Below are 16,529 nucleotides of genomic sequence, written 5' to 3' on the forward strand. Positions count from 1 at the left end.
CTGCTCCAGCAGTTCAGAGCCGCACCAGCTCCACGCGCCGGTTCTTCGCGCGCCCTGCCTCGTTGTCGTTCGGCGCCACCGGCTCCGACGCACCCGCCCCGCGCGTGGTGAAGCGGCGCGGGTCCACCCCCGCCTTCACCAGCACCGCAATCACCGCCAGCGCGCGGCGCTTCGACAGGTCGTCGTTGTGCTTCGCATCGCCCTGCGCGTCGGTGTGGCCCACCACCGACAGCTTCAACGGCGGGTTGCCGCGCATGAGCTTGGTCATCTCGTCGAGCGTGGGCTGCGACTCGGGCTTGATCACGTCCTTGTCCAGGTCGAACAGGATGCCGTAGAGGTTGATGCGCCCCGTGTCGGCCAGGCTCTTCTGCATGGCCGAGGCGTCGACGAAGACGATCTTGTTGTCTTCCATCGCCTTGGTTTCCACCACGCGCACGAAGGCGTGGTTGCCCACGTCGGCGTTGTGCTCGGCCAGCGCAATGCTGGCGTACACCGTGCCCGTGGGCCCGGTCTTTTTCGCGAGCAGGTAGCGCCCGCTCACCGCGAAGTAGTTGCGCGCGTAGTCGCCACGGCTGCCCAGGCGCGGCCACTCGGGGTTGTCGAAGGCCAGCGCAAAGTCGTAGGGCGTGTTGGTGTCCACGCTGTTGGGGCGCGGCTTGTAGCAAGAGGCGTTGGCCGTGCCGCAGGTGAAGAGCACGTCGAAGCCCTTGGCCTTCAGGCTCGACTCGTAGTTGCGCTGCACCTCGAGCAGCGAGCGCTCCTTGGGCAGCTTGTAGAGGTAGAGCGTGACCTTGCCTTCGACCTGCAGCAGCTCCGGCTTGCCGCCGCCCCAGTTCTGGAACGGCTCCTTGATGAGGCCGACCTCGTCATATGCCGCGGCCTTGTAGCCGTCGAGCACCGCGCCTTCGTAGCGACCGACCAGCGGGTGGTCCTTGCCGGGTTCGGCGGCGGGCGCGGCCACGCACAGCAAGGCGGCGACGGCAAACGTTGCCATGTGGGAGGCGAGCTTTTTCATCGGAGGCGTCGAACGGAGCGGCAACGTGTCGGATGCTAGGTCGGGCATCGGCTGTTGGGCATTCGACGGATGGCCTATGCCGTCGCGCACGCCGGGTCGCTTGCCCGATCGACGTGTTCACCGAGCGCGTGCAACGTTGGGCAACCATTGATTCGCGCCGTCTGAGACTTACTAGCGCTTTCAGTTTCCCCGACCGCGCATTGCCTCTCTAAAGTGGACGCCCCAACCACTCAAAACTTCGCCCGGTGGGCAAGGAAAGGCATTGCACACACAGAACGTCGAACCAATGAATGAATGAATGAGAGAGCCGCTGGCTTCGCGGCGGGCCTTCGGTGCGGCATGCATCGGATGCGAACGCGAGGCAAAGAAGGCGACGGCCGGGGCGTATCAGCACCCCGACCGTCTGACCACCTGAAGTGCACCAACTTTGGAAAGCAAGCACGACAAATGGCTAAACGAATTATGGCCCGGCCCTCCACGCCGGAATCTCCCGCAGCGGCTCACACAGCAGCTGCTTCTGCACCGCCCGCTGCGGCCCCGTCCGCGGCCACCGATGCAGGCCACGCCGGCCCCGACGCGGCCGATCTCCTCGAGAACAAGCTGGAGCAGTTGAGATCGCTGCTGTGGTGCTGCCGCGGCGAAGGCATCGAATGGACAGGTGCCGACGGGCCCACGCATCTGGAGAACATGCTCTGGATCGCGTCCGACCTCGTGAGGGAGGCGTCGGAACTCTTCGAGCGTTGCGCTGGCGATTGGACGGCCAAGGCCAAGGCCAACGCGAAGGTCTGAAGCGCACGCTGCGAGCGGCGATGCAGGCACTGTCTTGCATCGCCGCATTTGCTTCGGCTGTGCACTGCCGCTGCCTGCAAGCGCTGCAGGCCGAAATTGAAAGCAGCTACGCCGCAGCGATACGGTAACGGCGCATGCCGTCGACAGAAGCGAAGGTCTGCGCGTCGATGCCGAGGATGGATTCGCCGTTCGCCAGTTGATGCTCGACCTTCACCGGCAGGTCATACACGAGCTCGCCGGTCCGGAGCCGCAGGCGCTCGAAGATCGTGAGCTGGACCACCGCATGCAGATTGCCGTCGCCCTCCGACACACGGAACGTGAGCGCCTCGCGGCGTGCGTATTCATGAAGGGGCATGGGGCTGGCGACTTATTGAAGCGGAGCCAGCGGCTCGGCTTCGCGAACCACGAAGTAGCGGCGTATGCCCAGTTCTGCATCGAAGTCGCCGTTGCCGTTGCCGTTCAGGCGCACGCGTGAGCCGTCGGCCAGTTCGTATTCCACGCCGCGCGGGGTTTCCTGGTCGTAGTCCTTGCTGATGCTCAGGCGGCGTTCGAAGGTGGTGAACTGGATGACGGCGGACTCCACGCCGTGGGCATCGACAACCGCAAATCGGGCCGTCTCGCGGCGGGTGAACTCATAGGTAGCCATCGTCATTCGTCCGTGGTGTGCGCAGCCGCTGCCAGGGGTGTCGAGCATTCGTGTCGACGACCTTGTACCGGGCAGCATCACGATGGGGTTGGCTTAAGGGTTAGCCACGATTGTGCGAGCCGATGCGGTGGTTCGAGGCGGTTGTAGCCTCGATGTAACACGATTTAATTCCTATCTTGGGATAGATTTTTTGGGCTTTCAAAGGGGGTGCACGCTCATCGCGCGCGGAAGCCCGTACGGGACAATCGAGGCATGGACCAAGCCACCACAGCGCGTGACACGGGCGGCCAACACCGAAGTGATCGAGCTGTATTGGCGTATCGGCCAATACCTGCACCACCGCATCGAGGCAGATGGGTGGGCAAAGAGCACCGTGGCGCAACTGGCTGCGTACATTGCCCAGCGCGAGCCCGGCCGACGCGGCTTCTCGGCCCAGAATCTGTGGCGCATGCGCCAGTTTTTTCAGGCCTACCCGCCGGGTTCAAAACTCTCAACACTGTTGAGAGAAATTTCCTGGTCGTCGCACCTGCACATCCTGAGCCGCACCAAGCGCGAAGAAGAACGCGAGTTCTACCTGCGCATGGCGGCACAGCAAGCCTGGCAAGTGCGCGAAGTGGCCAGGCAGATTGACAGTGGCCTGTTCGAGCGCGCCGTGCTTCAACCCGCGAAAGTCTCAACAGCGTTGAGAGAAATGCAGCCTCAGGCGGCGCAGCACTTCAAGGATGCCTACCTTCTGGACTTTTTGGCGCTGCCCGAGCGGCACTCCGAAGCCGAACTGCACCGCAGCCTGCTGATGAACCTGGGCCGCTTTCTCACCGAGTTGGGCCGGGACTTCTGCTACATCGGCAGTGAGTACCCGGTGCAGGTGGGCGGGCAGGACTTTGCGCTGGACCTGCTGTTCTTTCACCGTGGCCTGAACTGCCTTGTGGCCATCGAATTGAAAGTCACGGCGTTCGCACCCGAGCACCTGGGAAAGTTGAACTTCTACCTCGAAGCGCTGGACCGCGATGTGAAGAAGCCGCACGAAAACCCGGCCATCGGCCTGCTGCTTTGTGCCAGCAAGGACAGCGAAGTGGTGGAGTACGCGCTGAGCCGCACACTCTCGCCCGCGCTGGTCGCGCAGTATCAGACGCAGCTGCCGGACAAGCAGTTGCTGGCAGCGAAGCTGCACGAGTTCTATGCGTTGAGTGCGCCGGATGCCGTGGAGGTCGTTGCACCCAAAGCACGAAAAAGGGATGGGGGCAAGGCGTAGATCGGGGCCTTGTTCTGCTCCGCGAGCGCACTGAGCGACAACGTCGACAAGGCGTACGCAACTGCGAGATCCATTGCGGGGCAGGCATTTGCGGACTGCCTGCGCTCACCGCCCACGCCGGCCGCAACCGAGCGTGCCAAGGCGCGGCTTGCATTCGTTCCAGACGACGGCCGGTCTGCTCTTTTCAGACCGGCCGCGATCTGCTCGAACTGGTCGGCCGCGCCTTGCGACGCGCTTCGGTCAGATGTCGCAACTCAAGGCGCCGCGACAGGTGAAATCTTGCGAATAAGGTGGTTCAGGGTATCCGCCACATAGATCGTGCCGTCGGCGCCGACCGTCAGTGCAGACGGTTCGCTGAACCTCGCATCCGTGCCGATGCCGTTCTGGGTGCCCATCACGCCGGCTTTTCCTGCAAACGTGGACACCACACCTTCCGGCGTGATCTTGCGCAGAACGCTGTTGCCGGTGTCGGCCACGTAGAGGTTGCCGAAGGCATCGAAGGCCACACCGCCCGGCCGATCGAAGGTAGCGACGTCGGCTTGGCCGTTCGCAGAACCGGCAACACCCGTCCCCGCGAAGGTCTCCACCACACCGGCTGGCGTTACTTTGCGAATCCTGTTGTTGGTGCTGTCGGCGACAAAAAGATTGCCCGCGGCGTCGGCTGCCACGCCATAGGGTCGGTAGAACGATGCCGCAGCTCCCGTGCCTTCGGCGAAGCCGAACGAACCGGAGCCGGCCACCGGGGATACGTCTCCCGCAGGCGTGATCTTGCGGATGCGGGACGTGTTGAGTTCCGCCACGTAGATGTTCCCGCTACCGTCGACCGTCATCGCGATGAGGCCCGTGAACGTGGCGGCCATGCCATTGCCGCTGTCGTTGCCAGGGGCGCCGCTGCCCGCAAAGTCGCTCACGTCGGCCGCGGGTGTGATCCTGCGGATCTTGTTGCCCATGAATTCGGCGGCGTAGAGATCGCCCGAAGGTGCAAGCCCAAGGGCGGTCACGTTGTTGAACGAGGCCGAGATGCCGTTGCCGTTGACCGAGGCAGCAGCGCCGCTGCCGGCGAAGGTGGAGACGTCGCCGTTGGGCATGATCTTGCGCACGCGGTTGTTGCCTTCGTCCGCCACGAACAGCTCGCCGCTCTTGTTGACGACGATGCCGAAAGGATCGGAGAACGCCGCCGCGATGCCATTGGCATTGACCAGGCCACGGGTGCCTCTTCCGGCAAGCGTCGAAACACCCGGCACGCCCTTCGCGCAGACCACGGCAACATCGCCGACATCGGCCTTGATGGTGCCGCTGCCCTGGGTGATGGAACAAACCTGCCAATACGGCTGGGTGCGCACGCTGACCGCGTAGCCCGAGCCGATGGCGACGCCCGAGGCAAAACTGAACTTGCCGTCGGCCGTCAGTTGAAGGTCGTCGCCCGCGTTGTTCTGCAGCACCAGCGTGCCGACCAGGCCGCTCACCGTGCCGCCGACCGCGCGCTTTTCAACCACCGGCACTTCTGCCACGGGTTGCTCCTGCGCCGGAACCTCGGGCTGCACCTGCGTTGGCGTCGTCAGCGGGAAAAAGGCGCCGCCACTGCCGCCGCCGCCTCCACCGCAAGACGCCAACAGCGCGATAGCGCCCGCCACGGCACCTAAGCGCCCATAGAAACTCGATTGACTGAATTGCATCCTCTGCCCTCTTTGGATTTATTGACACGCAAAAGGAAATGCTTCGAGCCAACGTAGCAAGAAGTTTCCAAATTACATTTTTTGCAAACAAATGTTTTTTGCCAATACCTGGAAATAGGTATCCAAGATTGCGCAGAGCAGTGGGCTGCGTGCCCCACACAAGGCCCAGCGCTTGAAGCTCATCGATGCCGTATCGGTCGATAGCGTCGCTTTGCCAACCGGTGGCGCGGGCATCGCCCGCCTCAGGGCGATTCAGACGTATGTGTGCGGATGACTGCAGACCGCGGCCGCCGGGTGATCGTCATCGGCGCAGCCTGTCGCTGCAGAACGAAGCACGGCTGCGCCGACAGTGCGTAGAACGCTTCGTCCCAAGGCGCGGCTCCGAGCCTTCCGAGAAAGCTCGCCATTCGCGATTCGTCGAGGCGGTCGCGCTTGGTCCGGGAGCGGTATGACCCGACATCCTCCTGAGGCAAAGAAGGGCCCGCTTCAGCGAAGAGCCACTTGCCGTCTTGCTGAGATGCATACACCGAGCGCTCCATCAACGTCGCATCGAGCAAGCTCCGATGAGTGAACGTAGCGCCGGGCTGAGTCGTGGTCGTTGAATCATGCGCGGACCAGTGGACGGTGGTCAGTCCGTGATTCGCGGTGATGCAAGCGCAAAGCGAGTCGTAGCCGCTGCAGAGGAAGCTGTTATTCCAGAGCACGGTCCAGTCGGAATGCGTGGGCAGCGCCAGAAAATGGGTGGGCACGTTTGCAAATTCTGTGGCCGCTCCAAACGCCGCATCCAGATCTGCATAGTGAGACCAGGCTTTGCTCAGCGCCTCACCGTGAACGAAACGGCTTACTTCTGCCTCTACCGCTGCCGCGACTTGGGACACGGTTCCCAGAACCAAATCCAGTGATTGAGTGGTCGGCCACCAGCGCTCGAGAGCTCCACTTCGCAGCATGTTTTCAGATGTTGGCTGAAGGTCGGTTGAGGGCCGGGCGCTGCCCTCAGTTCTCGTTACCGGCACTCTGCATCCGCAAGATTTCGGACTGCGCGATTTCGCGATGCTCGAGGGACGTCTCCGCCTCCAAGTAGTTCTGAAGCTTGGCAACCGCCGCATCGGTGTCACCTGCTTCGTCGAGTTCAAGTGCGTCAGCCAAACAGTGGGTCAGCCGGCGATTCGCTGCGGATACATCGGGAGAAACCGTCTCTGCCAATTGCTCAGGCATCAGTTCAGGCCGAAGCACGTACAGCGCTCGCTTGATCTCGAACACTTCGCCGAGAGCGCTTCCGACATGACCAATCTCCTCGCCGAGCCCAAGCTCATGCATCTGGGACGCGGCGCTGTCGAGCAGCCTGGAAGCGACAACAAGCAAGCTATGAAGGGATTCCGCTGATGCCATGAAAACGCCTTACGAAACGAATGCCGCGATCCTGCCACACCATCTCCCGCAGGCTCTTCTGCGCGGACGAGGCCGTGTCTTCCGACATCGCCCTCACAAGCTCCCCGCAATCCACTCCCGCAACCACCGATGCCCCGCATCCCGATGCCTGCGCTCGTGCCACAGCATCGCCATCTCGTACCCCGGCACTTCCAGCGGCGCCTCCACCACCTTCAGCCCCGGCGCGCCGCGCGCCAGCCGCTCGGGCAGCATCGCGACCATGTCGGTCTGCGCCAGCACGGTCATCATGAAAAGAAAATGCGGCACCGACAGCGCCACGCGGCGCGCCAACCCCTTCTCGGCCAGCGCGTCGTCGGTCGGCCCGGCGAAGCCGCCGCCGCCCAGCGACACCACCACATGCTCCAGCGCGCAGAACTGCGCGAGCGTGGGGCGCCGCTTCAGGCGCGGGTGCCCTGCCCGCCCGGCCAGCACGTAGCGCTCATGGAACAGCACGCGCCGGTGCAGGCCAGGCGGCGCGCCCACGCTGGTGTGGAAGAACAGGTCGATCTCGCCCTGCTCCAGCTGCCGCGCCATGCGCGTCGGCACGGCGTCGACCACGGCCAGGCGCGTGTGCGGCGCGGCGGCGCGCAGGCCGGCGAGCGCGGGCAGCAGGATGGCCGACTCCGCATAGTCGGCCGCGGCCACACGCCAGGCGGTGGTGGCCTCGGCCGGGTCGAACGGCTTGGTGGGCGCCACCGCGCGGCCCAGCGACTCGAGCGCTTCCCTCAGCGGCTCGCGCAGCTCGTCGGCGCGCGCGGTGGGGCGCATGCCGCGTTGCGCGGGCACCAGCAGCGGGTCGCCGAAGGCCTCGCGCAGCTTGGCGAGCTGCACGCTCACCGAAGGCTGCGACAGGTTCAGGCGCTCGGCGGCGCGGGTCACGTTGCGCTCAGCCAGCAGGGTGTCGAGCGTGACGAGCAGGTTGAGGTCGAGGCGGCTGAAATTGTTCATGGCAATGGCTGGAATTCAGACTATTCATTTCCAATATATCGCCTGATTCCCTAACCTGCGGGCTTCCTCATTCGTTCTCTCGTGAAACCATGAACATCCTGCTGGTTCTTGCCCACCCCGAAACCGCCTCGCTCAACGGCTCGCTGCACCGCTTCATGCGCGAGCGCCTGCAGGCCGCGGGCCATTCGGTGCAGGTGTCAGACCTGTACGCCATGCGCTGGAAGCCCGCGCTGGACGCCGACGACTTTCCCGCGCGCGACAACGCCGCGCGCTTCGACCCGTCCCTCGATTCGCTGCGCGCGTTCGAGGCCGGCACGCAAACGCCCGACGTGGCCGCGGAGCAGCAGAAATTGCTGTGGGCCGACGCGGTGGTGCTGCAGTTTCCGCTGTGGTGGTACTCGATGCCCGCCATATTGAAGGGCTGGGTGGAGCGCATCTACGCCTATGGTTTCGCGTACGGCGTGGGCGAGCATTCGGACACGCACTGGGGCGACCGCTTCGGCGAAGGCACGCTGGCCGGCAAGCGCGCGATGCTGGTGGTGACGACCGGCGGCTGGGTCTCGCACTACGCGCCGCGCGGCATCAACGGGCCGATGGACGACCTGCTGTTTCCCATTCAGCACGGCGTCCTCTACTACCCCGGCTTCGACGTGCTGCCGCCCTTCGTGGTGCATCGAACGCACAAGGTGGACGAGGCGGCCTATGCGCGCATCACCGAAGAACTGGGCGCGCGGCTCGACGCGCTGTTCACCACCGAGCCGATTGCGTTTCGCCCGCAGAACGCGGGCGACTACGACATTCCCGCGCTCACGCTGCGGCCCGACATTGCGCCGGGGCAGACGGGGTTCGCGGTGCACACGTCACACACATCGGACATGGCCCCGCGTGCGGGCTAGCAGCGGCTAAGGCAGCACCGGGTTGGCGACCGCGTTCGCAATCGCCGCGTCGGCATCCACGCGCAGCATGAAGCGCCTGGCCACCAGGTCGTTGGCCGCCGAGGTGAGCGCGGCGACGTAGCCGGCCTGGTCCACGTAGCGCTCCTGCACCGACGGGCGCGGATCGCCCGCGCGCAGCGCCAGCGTCTTGGCGAACGGAAAGTACGCGCCGAACAGCCCCGCCTGGTCGATGCGGCCGGGCACGTTGGTGGTGTTCCAGCCGGTGTTGGTGCCCAGCGGCACGGCCACGTCCAGGCTGCGGATGCCGGCGACGTCGTTGCCGTCGGCGTCCACCTGCGGCACCAATATCGCGTAGTCGCGGCCCAGCCTGGCCGGCGGCACCTGCGTGGCGATGCCGCTCTCGTCCTGCGGGCGGTAGCCGGGGCCCCAGTCGAGCAGCGAGTAGGTGTTGACCAGCCCGGTGTAGCTCGCGCCCGGAATCGCCGGAAACCTCACCTGCTGCGGGCGCACCAGCGTGCCATCGGCCAGCCGAGGGACCTGGTTGTCGGGCGGCGTGGTGCCGCGCACGACCCAGTCTTCGAGGTTCTGGTACAGCGCGCGCACCACCGGAATGACGCTGGTGTTGGCGTTGGTGGCATACAGCGCGCCGGCGCCCGCGCCCGGCACCGACGCCAGGCCCAGCAGGTGGTGCGAGCTGGCGTAGTAGTAGATGCGCGCGTTGCCGGGCTGCACCAGGTCGACGCCGCCCCACGCATCGGTGAGCAGCGGCGAGCCCTGCAGGGTCCAGAACTCGGTGCCGCTGAAGCCGATGAAAAGCTTGGGGCAGGTGCCGCTGGCTTCGCAACGCGACAGGATGCCGCCGCGGCGCTGGGCCACGTCGTCCACGTAGTCCTTCGACAGGCCGCGCGCACCGGCCTGGCCGAAGGCCGTGTGGTCGGCGCGCACGCCACCACCGCCGCCGGGCACCGAGAAGCGCATGTTGATGTTGGTCTGGCGCGCCGCAATCTGCGCGAACACGCCGTCGAACACCTTGGCGCCCCCGGTGTCCTCGTTGAAGCCGAGGTGCACGAAGGTCTTCATGAAGTTGCCGCACTGCGACACGCCCGAGGCGATGGTATTGCGGATGGCCGCGGCCACCGGGTTGGCGGTGCCGGCCGCATCGCTGGCGCTGCGGTGGAAGAAGCCGATCATGTCGCGCAACGCGGCCAGCCCCAGGCCCATGACCTTCGGGTCCTTGGCGATATAGACCAGCTCGTACAGGTACGCCGGGTCCCACTTGTCTTTCAGGCACACGCTGGTTTCGTCGGGCGTGCCGGGGAACGGCGTGGCCGTATTGCACTTCGCAAACTTCCATTCGCTCGCGGGAATGAGCTGGCGCGCGTCGCCCTCGTTCACGCGGCGCGTGAGCACGTAGCCGGGCTGCGTGTTGTCCAGGCTGGCCGTGGCGTAGGCCTGCATGGCCGCGTTGAAGGGGCCGCCGGGCAGCGGCAGCGAATCGTTGGTGGCGGCGGTGGGCAGCAGCTCGGCGCGGTAGGTGCCGGTGATGCTGCTGCCGTCGGGGTTCTTCGCGACCGGCACCTTGAGCGTGAGCTTTCCGGGGCCGGCCGGCACGTCGCCCTGCCATGCAGCAGTGAGAAACACGTAGCCGCGCGAGGCGAAGTACGGGTCGAGGGAAACGATGTTGCCGCGGTTGGGCGCGTCGTAGCGCAGCACGCCGCTGGCCTTGGCCATGTCCTTCGGCTTGAACAGCACGAAGTCGGACGTGTACTCGACCTTGCCGTTGGCATTGAGCGGCGCGAGCTGCAGGTCTTGAATGATGGCGTTGCGCGGGTCCTTGGGGTCGACCTCGCCGGTGAAGGTGCCGCTGAGCTTCTCGTAGGCACCGGCGCTGCCGAAGGTGCCGGGCACGTCTTCGGTGGCGGTGATGGCGAGCTTGTATCGGGGCGCGGTGGCGGTCACGGGTGGCGTGGTCACGGGTGGGGGCGTGGTGGTGGTGGGCGGTGGCAGCAGCAAGCCGCCCCCTCCTCCACCGCCGCTGCCGCCGCAGGCGCTTAGAAAAAGGGCGGCCGAAGCCACCGTGGCAGCCGCGAGGCTCCAGCGTTTCATGGTTTGTCTCCTGTTGTGTGTCTTGTGTCTTGTCAGGGCGCGGCGCCGGTCTCCGCTACGGCGTACTCGGCTTCGGCGGCTATTCGGCCTCGATGCCGGCGGCCTTCACGATGCGACCCCACTTCTGCGACTCGACCGTCTGGAACTTGCCCAGCTCTTCGGGCGACGTGGTGAACACCTCGGTGCCGGTGGGCTCGTAGAAGGCGGTCCTGGCGGCCTCGCTCTTCGCGGCCTTCACCAGCAGTTCGTTCAGGCGCTTGACCACGGCGGGCGGTGTCTTGGCCGGCGCGTAGGCGGCAAACCAGTAGCCCATTTCGTAGCCCTTCACGCCGGCCTCGGCAATGGTGGGCACGTCGGGCGCCAGCGGCGAGCGCGCGGCGCTGGAGATGCCCAGTGCGCGCAGCTTGCCCGCCTTCACCTGCGGCAGGCCGGTGGCGGTGTCGGTGATCATCATGTTGATCTGGCTGCCCAGCAGGTCGGTCACGGCCAGCGTGTTGCTCTTGTAGGGCACGTGCAGCAGCTTGATGTCGGCCATCTGCTGCAGCAGCTCGCCCGCCATGCGGCTCGACGAGCTGCCGCTGCCGAAGCTGTACTTGCCCGGGTCTTTCTTCGCGAGCGCGATGAACTCGCCCACGCTCTTCGCGGGGAACGACGGGTTCACCACCATGATCTGGCCGCCCTTGCCCAGCGCGGCGACGGGTGCGAAGTCTTTCACCGGGTCGTAGGGCAGCTTCTTGAACAGATGCTCGTTGGCCGCGTGCGTGGTGTTGGTGGTGATGAGCACCGTGTAGCCGTCTGCCGGTGCCTTGGCCACGGCCTGCGATGCAATGAAGCCGCTGGCGCCGGCCTTGTTGTCGATGATGACGGCCTGCTTGGTCTCGGTGGCAATCTGGTTGCCCAGCGCACGCGCGATCTGGTCGGTGGCGGTGCCGGCCGCGAAGGGCACGACGAAGGTGATGGCCTTCTCGGGAAAGGCCTGCGCGTGGCCGAGCAAGGGCGCCAGGGCCAGCGCGACTGTCAGCACGGTGAGGGGAAATCGTTTCATTGTTTTGTCTCCGGATGGCATGGGTGAAAAGGAAGAAAGGAAAGGCGTGCCGCTACGGCCCCGCCAGCAAGGGCACCAGCGCGCGCGGCACGCGAACGGGCATGTCGAGCAGCAGGAAGGACAGCGCCTTGCCATGCGCGTCCAGGTTCAGCGCGTCGTTCACGCCGCCGTCGAGCACGGCGTCGAGCACGAAGTTCATCGCGTGCAGCTTCGGCAGCACGAAGCGCTGCACCTGCGACGGCGCGCGGTGGCGAAACTGCGCGGCCACGCGCTCGGGCGTGAGCTGCTCGACCAGTACGTCGAACAGCTCGGCGTGCCAGGCGATGACGCTGATGTTCGAGCGATCGCCCTTGTCGCCCGTGCGGCCATGGGCGGCGCGGTACAGGGGCACCTCGACAGTCGGCGTGGTGGCGGTGTCGGTCGTGTTCATGCCAAGGCCTCCGCGGTCAGCAGTTCGAAGCGAACCGGAATGGCATCGCGCGGCAACAGGCACGACAGCGTGTTCAGCCGTGGCGTGAGCGCGGTGCGCACGCCGCCGCCGCCCGCGGGGCCGCAGGTGTAGAGCGCCATCACCTCGCGCGCCAGCCGCTCGGCCTGCGCGCGCTCGGTGTGCGTGGCCGCGACGCGCAGGCGCACGTCGCGCAGGCCCGTGTCGGGCGTGTCGGCCAGCGCGCGGCCGGCGTCGTCGCCGAAGATGCTCAGCGCGCCGATCAGGTCCACGCGCAACGTGAGGCCCGTCAAACGCTGCCTGAGCACATCGGCAGCCAGGCGCGCGCGTGCTTCCGCACGTGGCCCTGCGTAAGAGATCTCGCCCTCGGCCAGCCAGCCGCCCTCATGGCACACGTTGACCTTGTAGCGGCCCGGCCGCGCGTGCCCGCGCACGCCCGACAGCTCGACGCGGTCTTCACCCGGCAGCGCGCGCACCTCCGCTTCGGAGATGTCGGCCACCACATCGGGCGTCAGGTAGGCGGCCGGGTCGTGCACCTCGTACAGCAGCTGCTCCTTCACCGTCGCCTCGCTCACGAGGCCGCCGGTGGCGTCGGCCTTGCCGATGGTGCAGCGACCGTCGGCGTCGATCTCCGCGATAGGGAAGCCCACCGCCGCCAGCCCCGGCACGTTCTTGTAGCCCGGGTCCGCGAAGTAGCCGCCGCACACCTGCGCGCCGCACTCCAGCAGGTGGCCCGCCATGGTGGCGCGGCCCAGCCGGTTCCAGTCGTCGGCGCGCCAGCCGAAGTGCGACATGGCCGGGCCCACGGTGAGCGAGGGGTCGGCCACGCGGCCGCACACCACGATCTGCGCGCCCGCGTCCAGCGCGGCGGCGATGGGCTCCGCGCCGATGTAGGCGTTGGCGCTGACCACGCGCAGCCCGTTCATCTGCTCGCCCAGCGCTTCGGTCAGCAGCGCGCGGTGCGCGGGGCCCGACAGGTCGTCGCCCTCCACCACGGCGATGCGCGGCGCGTCGGCGCCCAGCTCGCGCGCCATGCGGGCGATGTGGCGCGCCGCGGCGCGCGGGTTGGCCGCGCCGAAGTTGCTCACGATGCAAATGCCGTGCGCCAGGCAGCGCGCCAGCACGGGCCGCAGCATGTCGTCGAGCAGCGGCTCGTAGCCCGCGTCGGGGTCGGCGCGGCGGCGCAGCTGGGCCAGCGCCAGCGTGCGCTCGGCCAGCGTCTCGAAGATCAGGAAGGCGCGCTGGCCCTCGGGCCCGGCGGCCAGCCGCGCGATCAGCGTGTCGACCACGGGCCCCGCGGCGTCGGTGCGGTCGCCGGAGAAGCCGGCGGCGCAACCGATCAACAGCCTGGGCGGTTCTGTAGGGTTCATTGGCGTGCACTGTAGGCAGCGCCTGGTCATCCGTAAAATCGAAAGTTCGGATCAATTGATCTGCTTTTCAAATAACAAGGACGGCCACCTTCGCCCTCCTTCCATCCTCCAGACATGCGAAAGACGCCCGACCTCTCCACCCGGCAGCTGCGCGCCTTCCAGGCGCTGGCCGAGCACCGCAACTTCACGCGCGCGGCGCATGCCTGCCACCTGTCGCAGCCGGCGTTCAGCGCGCTGATTCGCACGCTGGAAGACGCGGTGGGCACGCGCCTGTTCGACCGCGACACGCGCAGCGTGCAGCTCACGCCCGAGGGCCTGCTGTTCGAGGGCTCGGCGCGCCGCCTGCTCGACGACATGGGCAGCGCCATGGACGACCTGGCCGACCACGTCGAGCGGCGCAAGGGCCGCGTGCGCGTGGCCGCGCTGCCGTCGCTCGCGGCGGGCTGGCTGCCGGCGGTGTTCGCGGAGTTCATGCAGGCCTGGCCCGGCATTCGCGTCGACCTGGACGACGCGCTGTCCGACGCCTGCATCGCGCTGGTGCGCAACGGGCAGGCCGACTTCGCGCTGGCGGCCTCGGGCGCGGGTGGCACGGCCGACAGCGACCTGCGCGCGCGCAAGCTGTGCAGCGACCGCTTTCACCTGGTGTGCCGCGCCGACCACCTGCTGGCGCGCGAGCCGCGCCTGACGGTGAAGAAGATCGCGCCCTACCCCTTCGTGCAGATGGCGCGCAACAGCAGCGTGCGGCAGGCCCTCGACGTGGCGCTGCACCCGCAGCGCATGAACGCGGTGTTCGAGGTGGAACACCTGGCCACCGTCATGGGGCTGGTCGAGGCGGGGTTGGGCATCAGCGTGGTGCCGGCGCTGACGCTGTTCCACTTCCAGCGCGAAACGCTGGTGACAAGGCCGCTGCCGGTGGCGGCGCTGACGCGCACGCTGTACCTGGTGCAGCGGCGCGAGGGCAGCCTTTCAGTGGCGGCGCAAACGCTGCACGACCTCATCGTGCAGCGACTCGGGTCGTTGAAGCTGGACTGAGGCGGGCGGCGGCGGTTCAGGCCACCGCGTCGGGCACGCCGGCCGTGCCCGCAGTACCCGCAACACCGGCAGCCCCCGCAGCGCCCTCCGAGTTCGCCGCCTCCGCGGCAATGGCCGACACCGCCTGCGCCGCCTCGGCTGCCGCCGCCTTCGCGGCTTCTTCGGCCAGCGCCGCGCGGGCGGTCGGGTTCGGCGTGGGCTCGCCGATCTTGCGCAGCGTGTTGCGGTCGGTGTGCTTGAAGGGCTCGGCCTGGCCGCGCACGCTCAGCACCGTTTCGAGCACGTAAGACCATCCGCCGTCGTCGTGCACCGTCACCTCGATGCTGTAGCTCAGCGTCTTGAACGCATGCTCGAGAAAGGGGTTGGCCAGGATGCCGTTGGTCTCGCCGCCGCGCACCGCCTCCAGCCGGAAGCTGCGCGCGTCGGCCTGCGCGTGGCCGGTGGCCATGCAGGTAAGGCCGCGCGGAATTGACAGCGTCTGAATGAGCGCGCCCGTGGCCGGCTCCCACAGCCAGTAGCCGACCTGGTCGTGAAAGCTCTCGACCTCGTTCGGCTTCACGATGCGCAGGTGGTAGCGCAGCCCGTAGAAAATCTGCGGCCCGTTGGTCTGCGCGTCGATGGGCTGAAAGTCCGCATGCTCGATGTACGCCTCGGCCTCGGGCCCGTCGGCCTTGGGGCTGACGTCGTGGCCGTGCCCGCCCACCCACAGGCCGGCCAGCGCCGCGAGCGGGCCCAGGTTGGCGAGCGTGTGCGGGTCGGGCTCGGGTTCGGTGTAGATGTCGTCGGGGTAGCTGGCCATGGGATTCTTTCTCGTGGTTTTCTTGATTCGAATGTCTTTGCAGGTTCGCGGGTTAATAAACCCGCGCGCGCCGCGCGCCTCACTGGTCGAGCCGTATGCCCACCCTTGCAATGATCGCGCCCCACTTGCGCCCTTCGCTGTCGATGAAGGCCGCGAAGGCCTCGCTCGACCCGCCGCCCGCCACCAGCCCCTGGTTGGCCAGCAGCTCGCGCACGGCGGGCTCGTGCAGCACGGTGTTCACGTCGGTGTTGATGCGGCGCACCACCTCGCCCGGCGTGCCGGTGGCGGTGAACAGGCCGTTCCATGCGAGCGACTCGAAGCCCGGGTAGCCCGACTCGGCCACCGTGGGCAGGTCTTTCATGAGCTCGGAGCGGTGCGCGCTGGTCACGGCAATGAGCTTCACGCGCTGCCCCTGGATGAGCGGCAGCAGCGCGGGCTGCACCGCGAACAGCGCCTGCGTGTCGCCCGCGGCCAGCGACAGGCCCGCGGGCGGCGAGCCGGTGTAGGGCACGTGCACCGCCTCGATGTGCGCCACGCTGCGAAACAGCTCCATCGTGAGGTGCGACGAACTGCCCGCGCCCACCGACGCATAGCTGAACCGGTCGCCGCGCCGCTTCGCCCATTCGACGAACTCGGCCAGCGTGTTCGCCGGGTTGCTCGCCTGCACCGCCAGCACGTTGGGCTGCGAGGTGGTGAGCACGATGGGCATCAGGTCGCGCGCTGGCGCGTACGGCATGCGCGCGTACATGTAGGGCCCGAAGGCGATGGGCCCGTTGAAGCCGATGCCCAGCGTGTAGCCGTCGTGCGGCGCCTTGGCCACGGTGTCCATGCCGATGAGGCCGCCCGCGCCCGCCTTGGTCTCCACGACCACGGGCTGCTTCCACATCACGCGCAGGCGGTCGGCCAGCGTGCGCGCGATCAGGTCGAGCGAGCTGCCCGCGGGCGCGGGGACGACGATGCGCACGGGTTTCGACGGCCACTCCTGTGCGCAGGCGCCGACGGCCAGCAGGCTGGCGAGGAGGAAGGTGGCGAGCTTGTTCATCTTCACTTCGGTGGTCTTGGGGCGCGGTGGAAACTCT

16 protein-coding genes and 1 pseudogene are annotated in these 16,529 nt (G+C 67.1%); 4 read left to right on the top strand and 13 right to left on the bottom strand.

Annotated elements, in window-relative coordinates; translation table 11 throughout:
- Positions 1–13 precede the first annotated feature (13 nt).
- Complete coding sequence (locus AB6807_RS25725) at positions 14–994, bottom strand: OmpA family protein (RefSeq protein ID WP_371086754.1); 981 nt, start codon at positions 992–994, stop codon at positions 14–16.
- 468 nt (positions 995–1,462) lie between these two features.
- On the opposite strand from AB6807_RS25725, the gene AB6807_RS25730 reads away from it, so the two are divergent.
- Positions 1,463–1,804 (top strand): hypothetical protein, encoded by a 342-nt coding sequence (locus AB6807_RS25730; protein WP_371086755.1) that lies wholly within the window; start codon positions 1,463–1,465, stop codon positions 1,802–1,804.
- Positions 1,805–1,910: 106 nt separating this feature from the next.
- Here the strand turns inward: AB6807_RS25730 and AB6807_RS25735 are convergent, their stop codons facing one another.
- Positions 1,911–2,159 (bottom strand): hypothetical protein, encoded by a 249-nt coding sequence (locus AB6807_RS25735; RefSeq protein ID WP_371086756.1) that lies wholly within the window; start codon positions 2,157–2,159, stop codon positions 1,911–1,913.
- 12 nt (positions 2,160–2,171) lie between these two features.
- Complete coding sequence (locus AB6807_RS25740; protein WP_371086757.1) at positions 2,172–2,450, bottom strand: hypothetical protein; 279 nt, start codon at positions 2,448–2,450, stop codon at positions 2,172–2,174.
- A 274-nt stretch (positions 2,451–2,724) separates the two neighbouring features.
- Between AB6807_RS25740 and AB6807_RS25745 the strand changes: the two genes are divergently transcribed.
- Positions 2,725–3,702 (top strand): YhcG family protein, encoded by a 978-nt coding sequence (locus AB6807_RS25745; protein ID WP_371086758.1) that lies wholly within the window; start codon positions 2,725–2,727, stop codon positions 3,700–3,702.
- A gap of 254 nt (positions 3,703–3,956) precedes the next feature.
- Here the strand turns inward: AB6807_RS25745 and AB6807_RS25750 are convergent, their stop codons facing one another.
- The 4 genes from AB6807_RS25750 to AB6807_RS25765 form a co-directional block, all read right to left on the bottom strand.
- Positions 3,957–5,378 carry an NHL repeat-containing protein gene (locus AB6807_RS25750; protein WP_371086759.1) on the bottom strand — a complete coding sequence of 474 codons (1,422 nt, stop codon included), beginning with the start codon at positions 5,376–5,378 and terminating at the stop codon, positions 3,957–3,959.
- A gap of 242 nt (positions 5,379–5,620) precedes the next feature.
- Positions 5,621–6,325 (bottom strand): hypothetical protein, encoded by a 705-nt coding sequence (locus AB6807_RS25755; protein WP_371086760.1) that lies wholly within the window; start codon positions 6,323–6,325, stop codon positions 5,621–5,623.
- Between the two features lie 46 nt (positions 6,326–6,371).
- Entirely contained in the window at positions 6,372–6,767 is a 396-nt protein-coding gene (locus AB6807_RS25760) for a hypothetical protein (RefSeq protein ID WP_371086761.1), read from the bottom strand.
- Positions 6,768–6,860: 93 nt separating this feature from the next.
- Positions 6,861–7,754 (bottom strand): LysR family transcriptional regulator, encoded by an 894-nt coding sequence (locus AB6807_RS25765; protein WP_371086762.1) that lies wholly within the window; start codon positions 7,752–7,754, stop codon positions 6,861–6,863.
- 89 nt (positions 7,755–7,843) lie between these two features.
- On the opposite strand from AB6807_RS25765, the gene AB6807_RS25770 reads away from it, so the two are divergent.
- Entirely contained in the window at positions 7,844–8,650 is an 807-nt protein-coding gene (locus AB6807_RS25770) for an NAD(P)H-dependent oxidoreductase (RefSeq protein WP_371086763.1), read from the top strand.
- 6 nt (positions 8,651–8,656) lie between these two features.
- Here the strand turns inward: AB6807_RS25770 and AB6807_RS25775 are convergent, their stop codons facing one another.
- The 4 genes from AB6807_RS25775 to AB6807_RS25790 all read right to left on the bottom strand — a co-directional run bounded on the left by AB6807_RS25775 (position 8,657) and on the right by AB6807_RS25790 (position 13,619).
- The gene (locus AB6807_RS25775; RefSeq protein ID WP_371086764.1) at positions 8,657–10,756 is read right to left on the bottom strand and encodes an alpha/beta hydrolase domain-containing protein; all 2,100 of its coding nucleotides are present in this window, start codon (positions 10,754–10,756) and stop codon (positions 8,657–8,659) included.
- Positions 10,757–10,835: 79 nt separating this feature from the next.
- The gene (locus AB6807_RS25780; RefSeq protein ID WP_371086765.1) at positions 10,836–11,801 is read right to left on the bottom strand and encodes a Bug family tripartite tricarboxylate transporter substrate binding protein; all 966 of its coding nucleotides are present in this window, start codon (positions 11,799–11,801) and stop codon (positions 10,836–10,838) included.
- Between the two features lie 52 nt (positions 11,802–11,853).
- Positions 11,854–12,231: a hypothetical protein gene (locus AB6807_RS25785; RefSeq protein ID WP_371086766.1), complete on the bottom strand. Its 378-nt coding sequence runs from the start codon at positions 12,229–12,231 to the stop codon at positions 11,854–11,856.
- The gene (locus tag AB6807_RS25790) at positions 12,228–13,619 is read right to left on the bottom strand and encodes an acyclic terpene utilization AtuA family protein (RefSeq protein WP_371086767.1); all 1,392 of its coding nucleotides are present in this window, start codon (positions 13,617–13,619) and stop codon (positions 12,228–12,230) included. Before AB6807_RS25790 ends, AB6807_RS25785 begins: the two co-directional genes overlap by 4 nt.
- 114 nt (positions 13,620–13,733) lie before the next feature.
- On the opposite strand from AB6807_RS25790, the gene AB6807_RS25795 reads away from it, so the two are divergent.
- Positions 13,734–14,651: a LysR substrate-binding domain-containing protein gene (locus AB6807_RS25795; RefSeq protein WP_371086768.1), complete on the top strand. Its 918-nt coding sequence runs from the start codon at positions 13,734–13,736 to the stop codon at positions 14,649–14,651.
- Between the two features lie 166 nt (positions 14,652–14,817).
- On the opposite strand, the pseudogene AB6807_RS25800 reads toward AB6807_RS25795, so the two are convergent.
- Together AB6807_RS25800 and AB6807_RS25805 are read right to left on the bottom strand one after the other, a co-directional pair.
- Positions 14,818–15,450: pseudogene (locus AB6807_RS25800) on the bottom strand (FABP family protein); the annotation flags it as partial.
- Between the two features lie 79 nt (positions 15,451–15,529).
- A complete protein-coding gene (locus AB6807_RS25805; protein ID WP_116907210.1) occupies positions 15,530–16,498 on the bottom strand; it encodes a tripartite tricarboxylate transporter substrate binding protein in 969 nt (322 codons plus the stop codon).
- Positions 16,499–16,529: the final 31 nt, after the last annotated feature.

The organism is Variovorax sp. RCC_210 (assembly GCF_041355175.1).
GTDB lineage: Bacteria > Pseudomonadota > Gammaproteobacteria > Burkholderiales > Burkholderiaceae_C > Variovorax.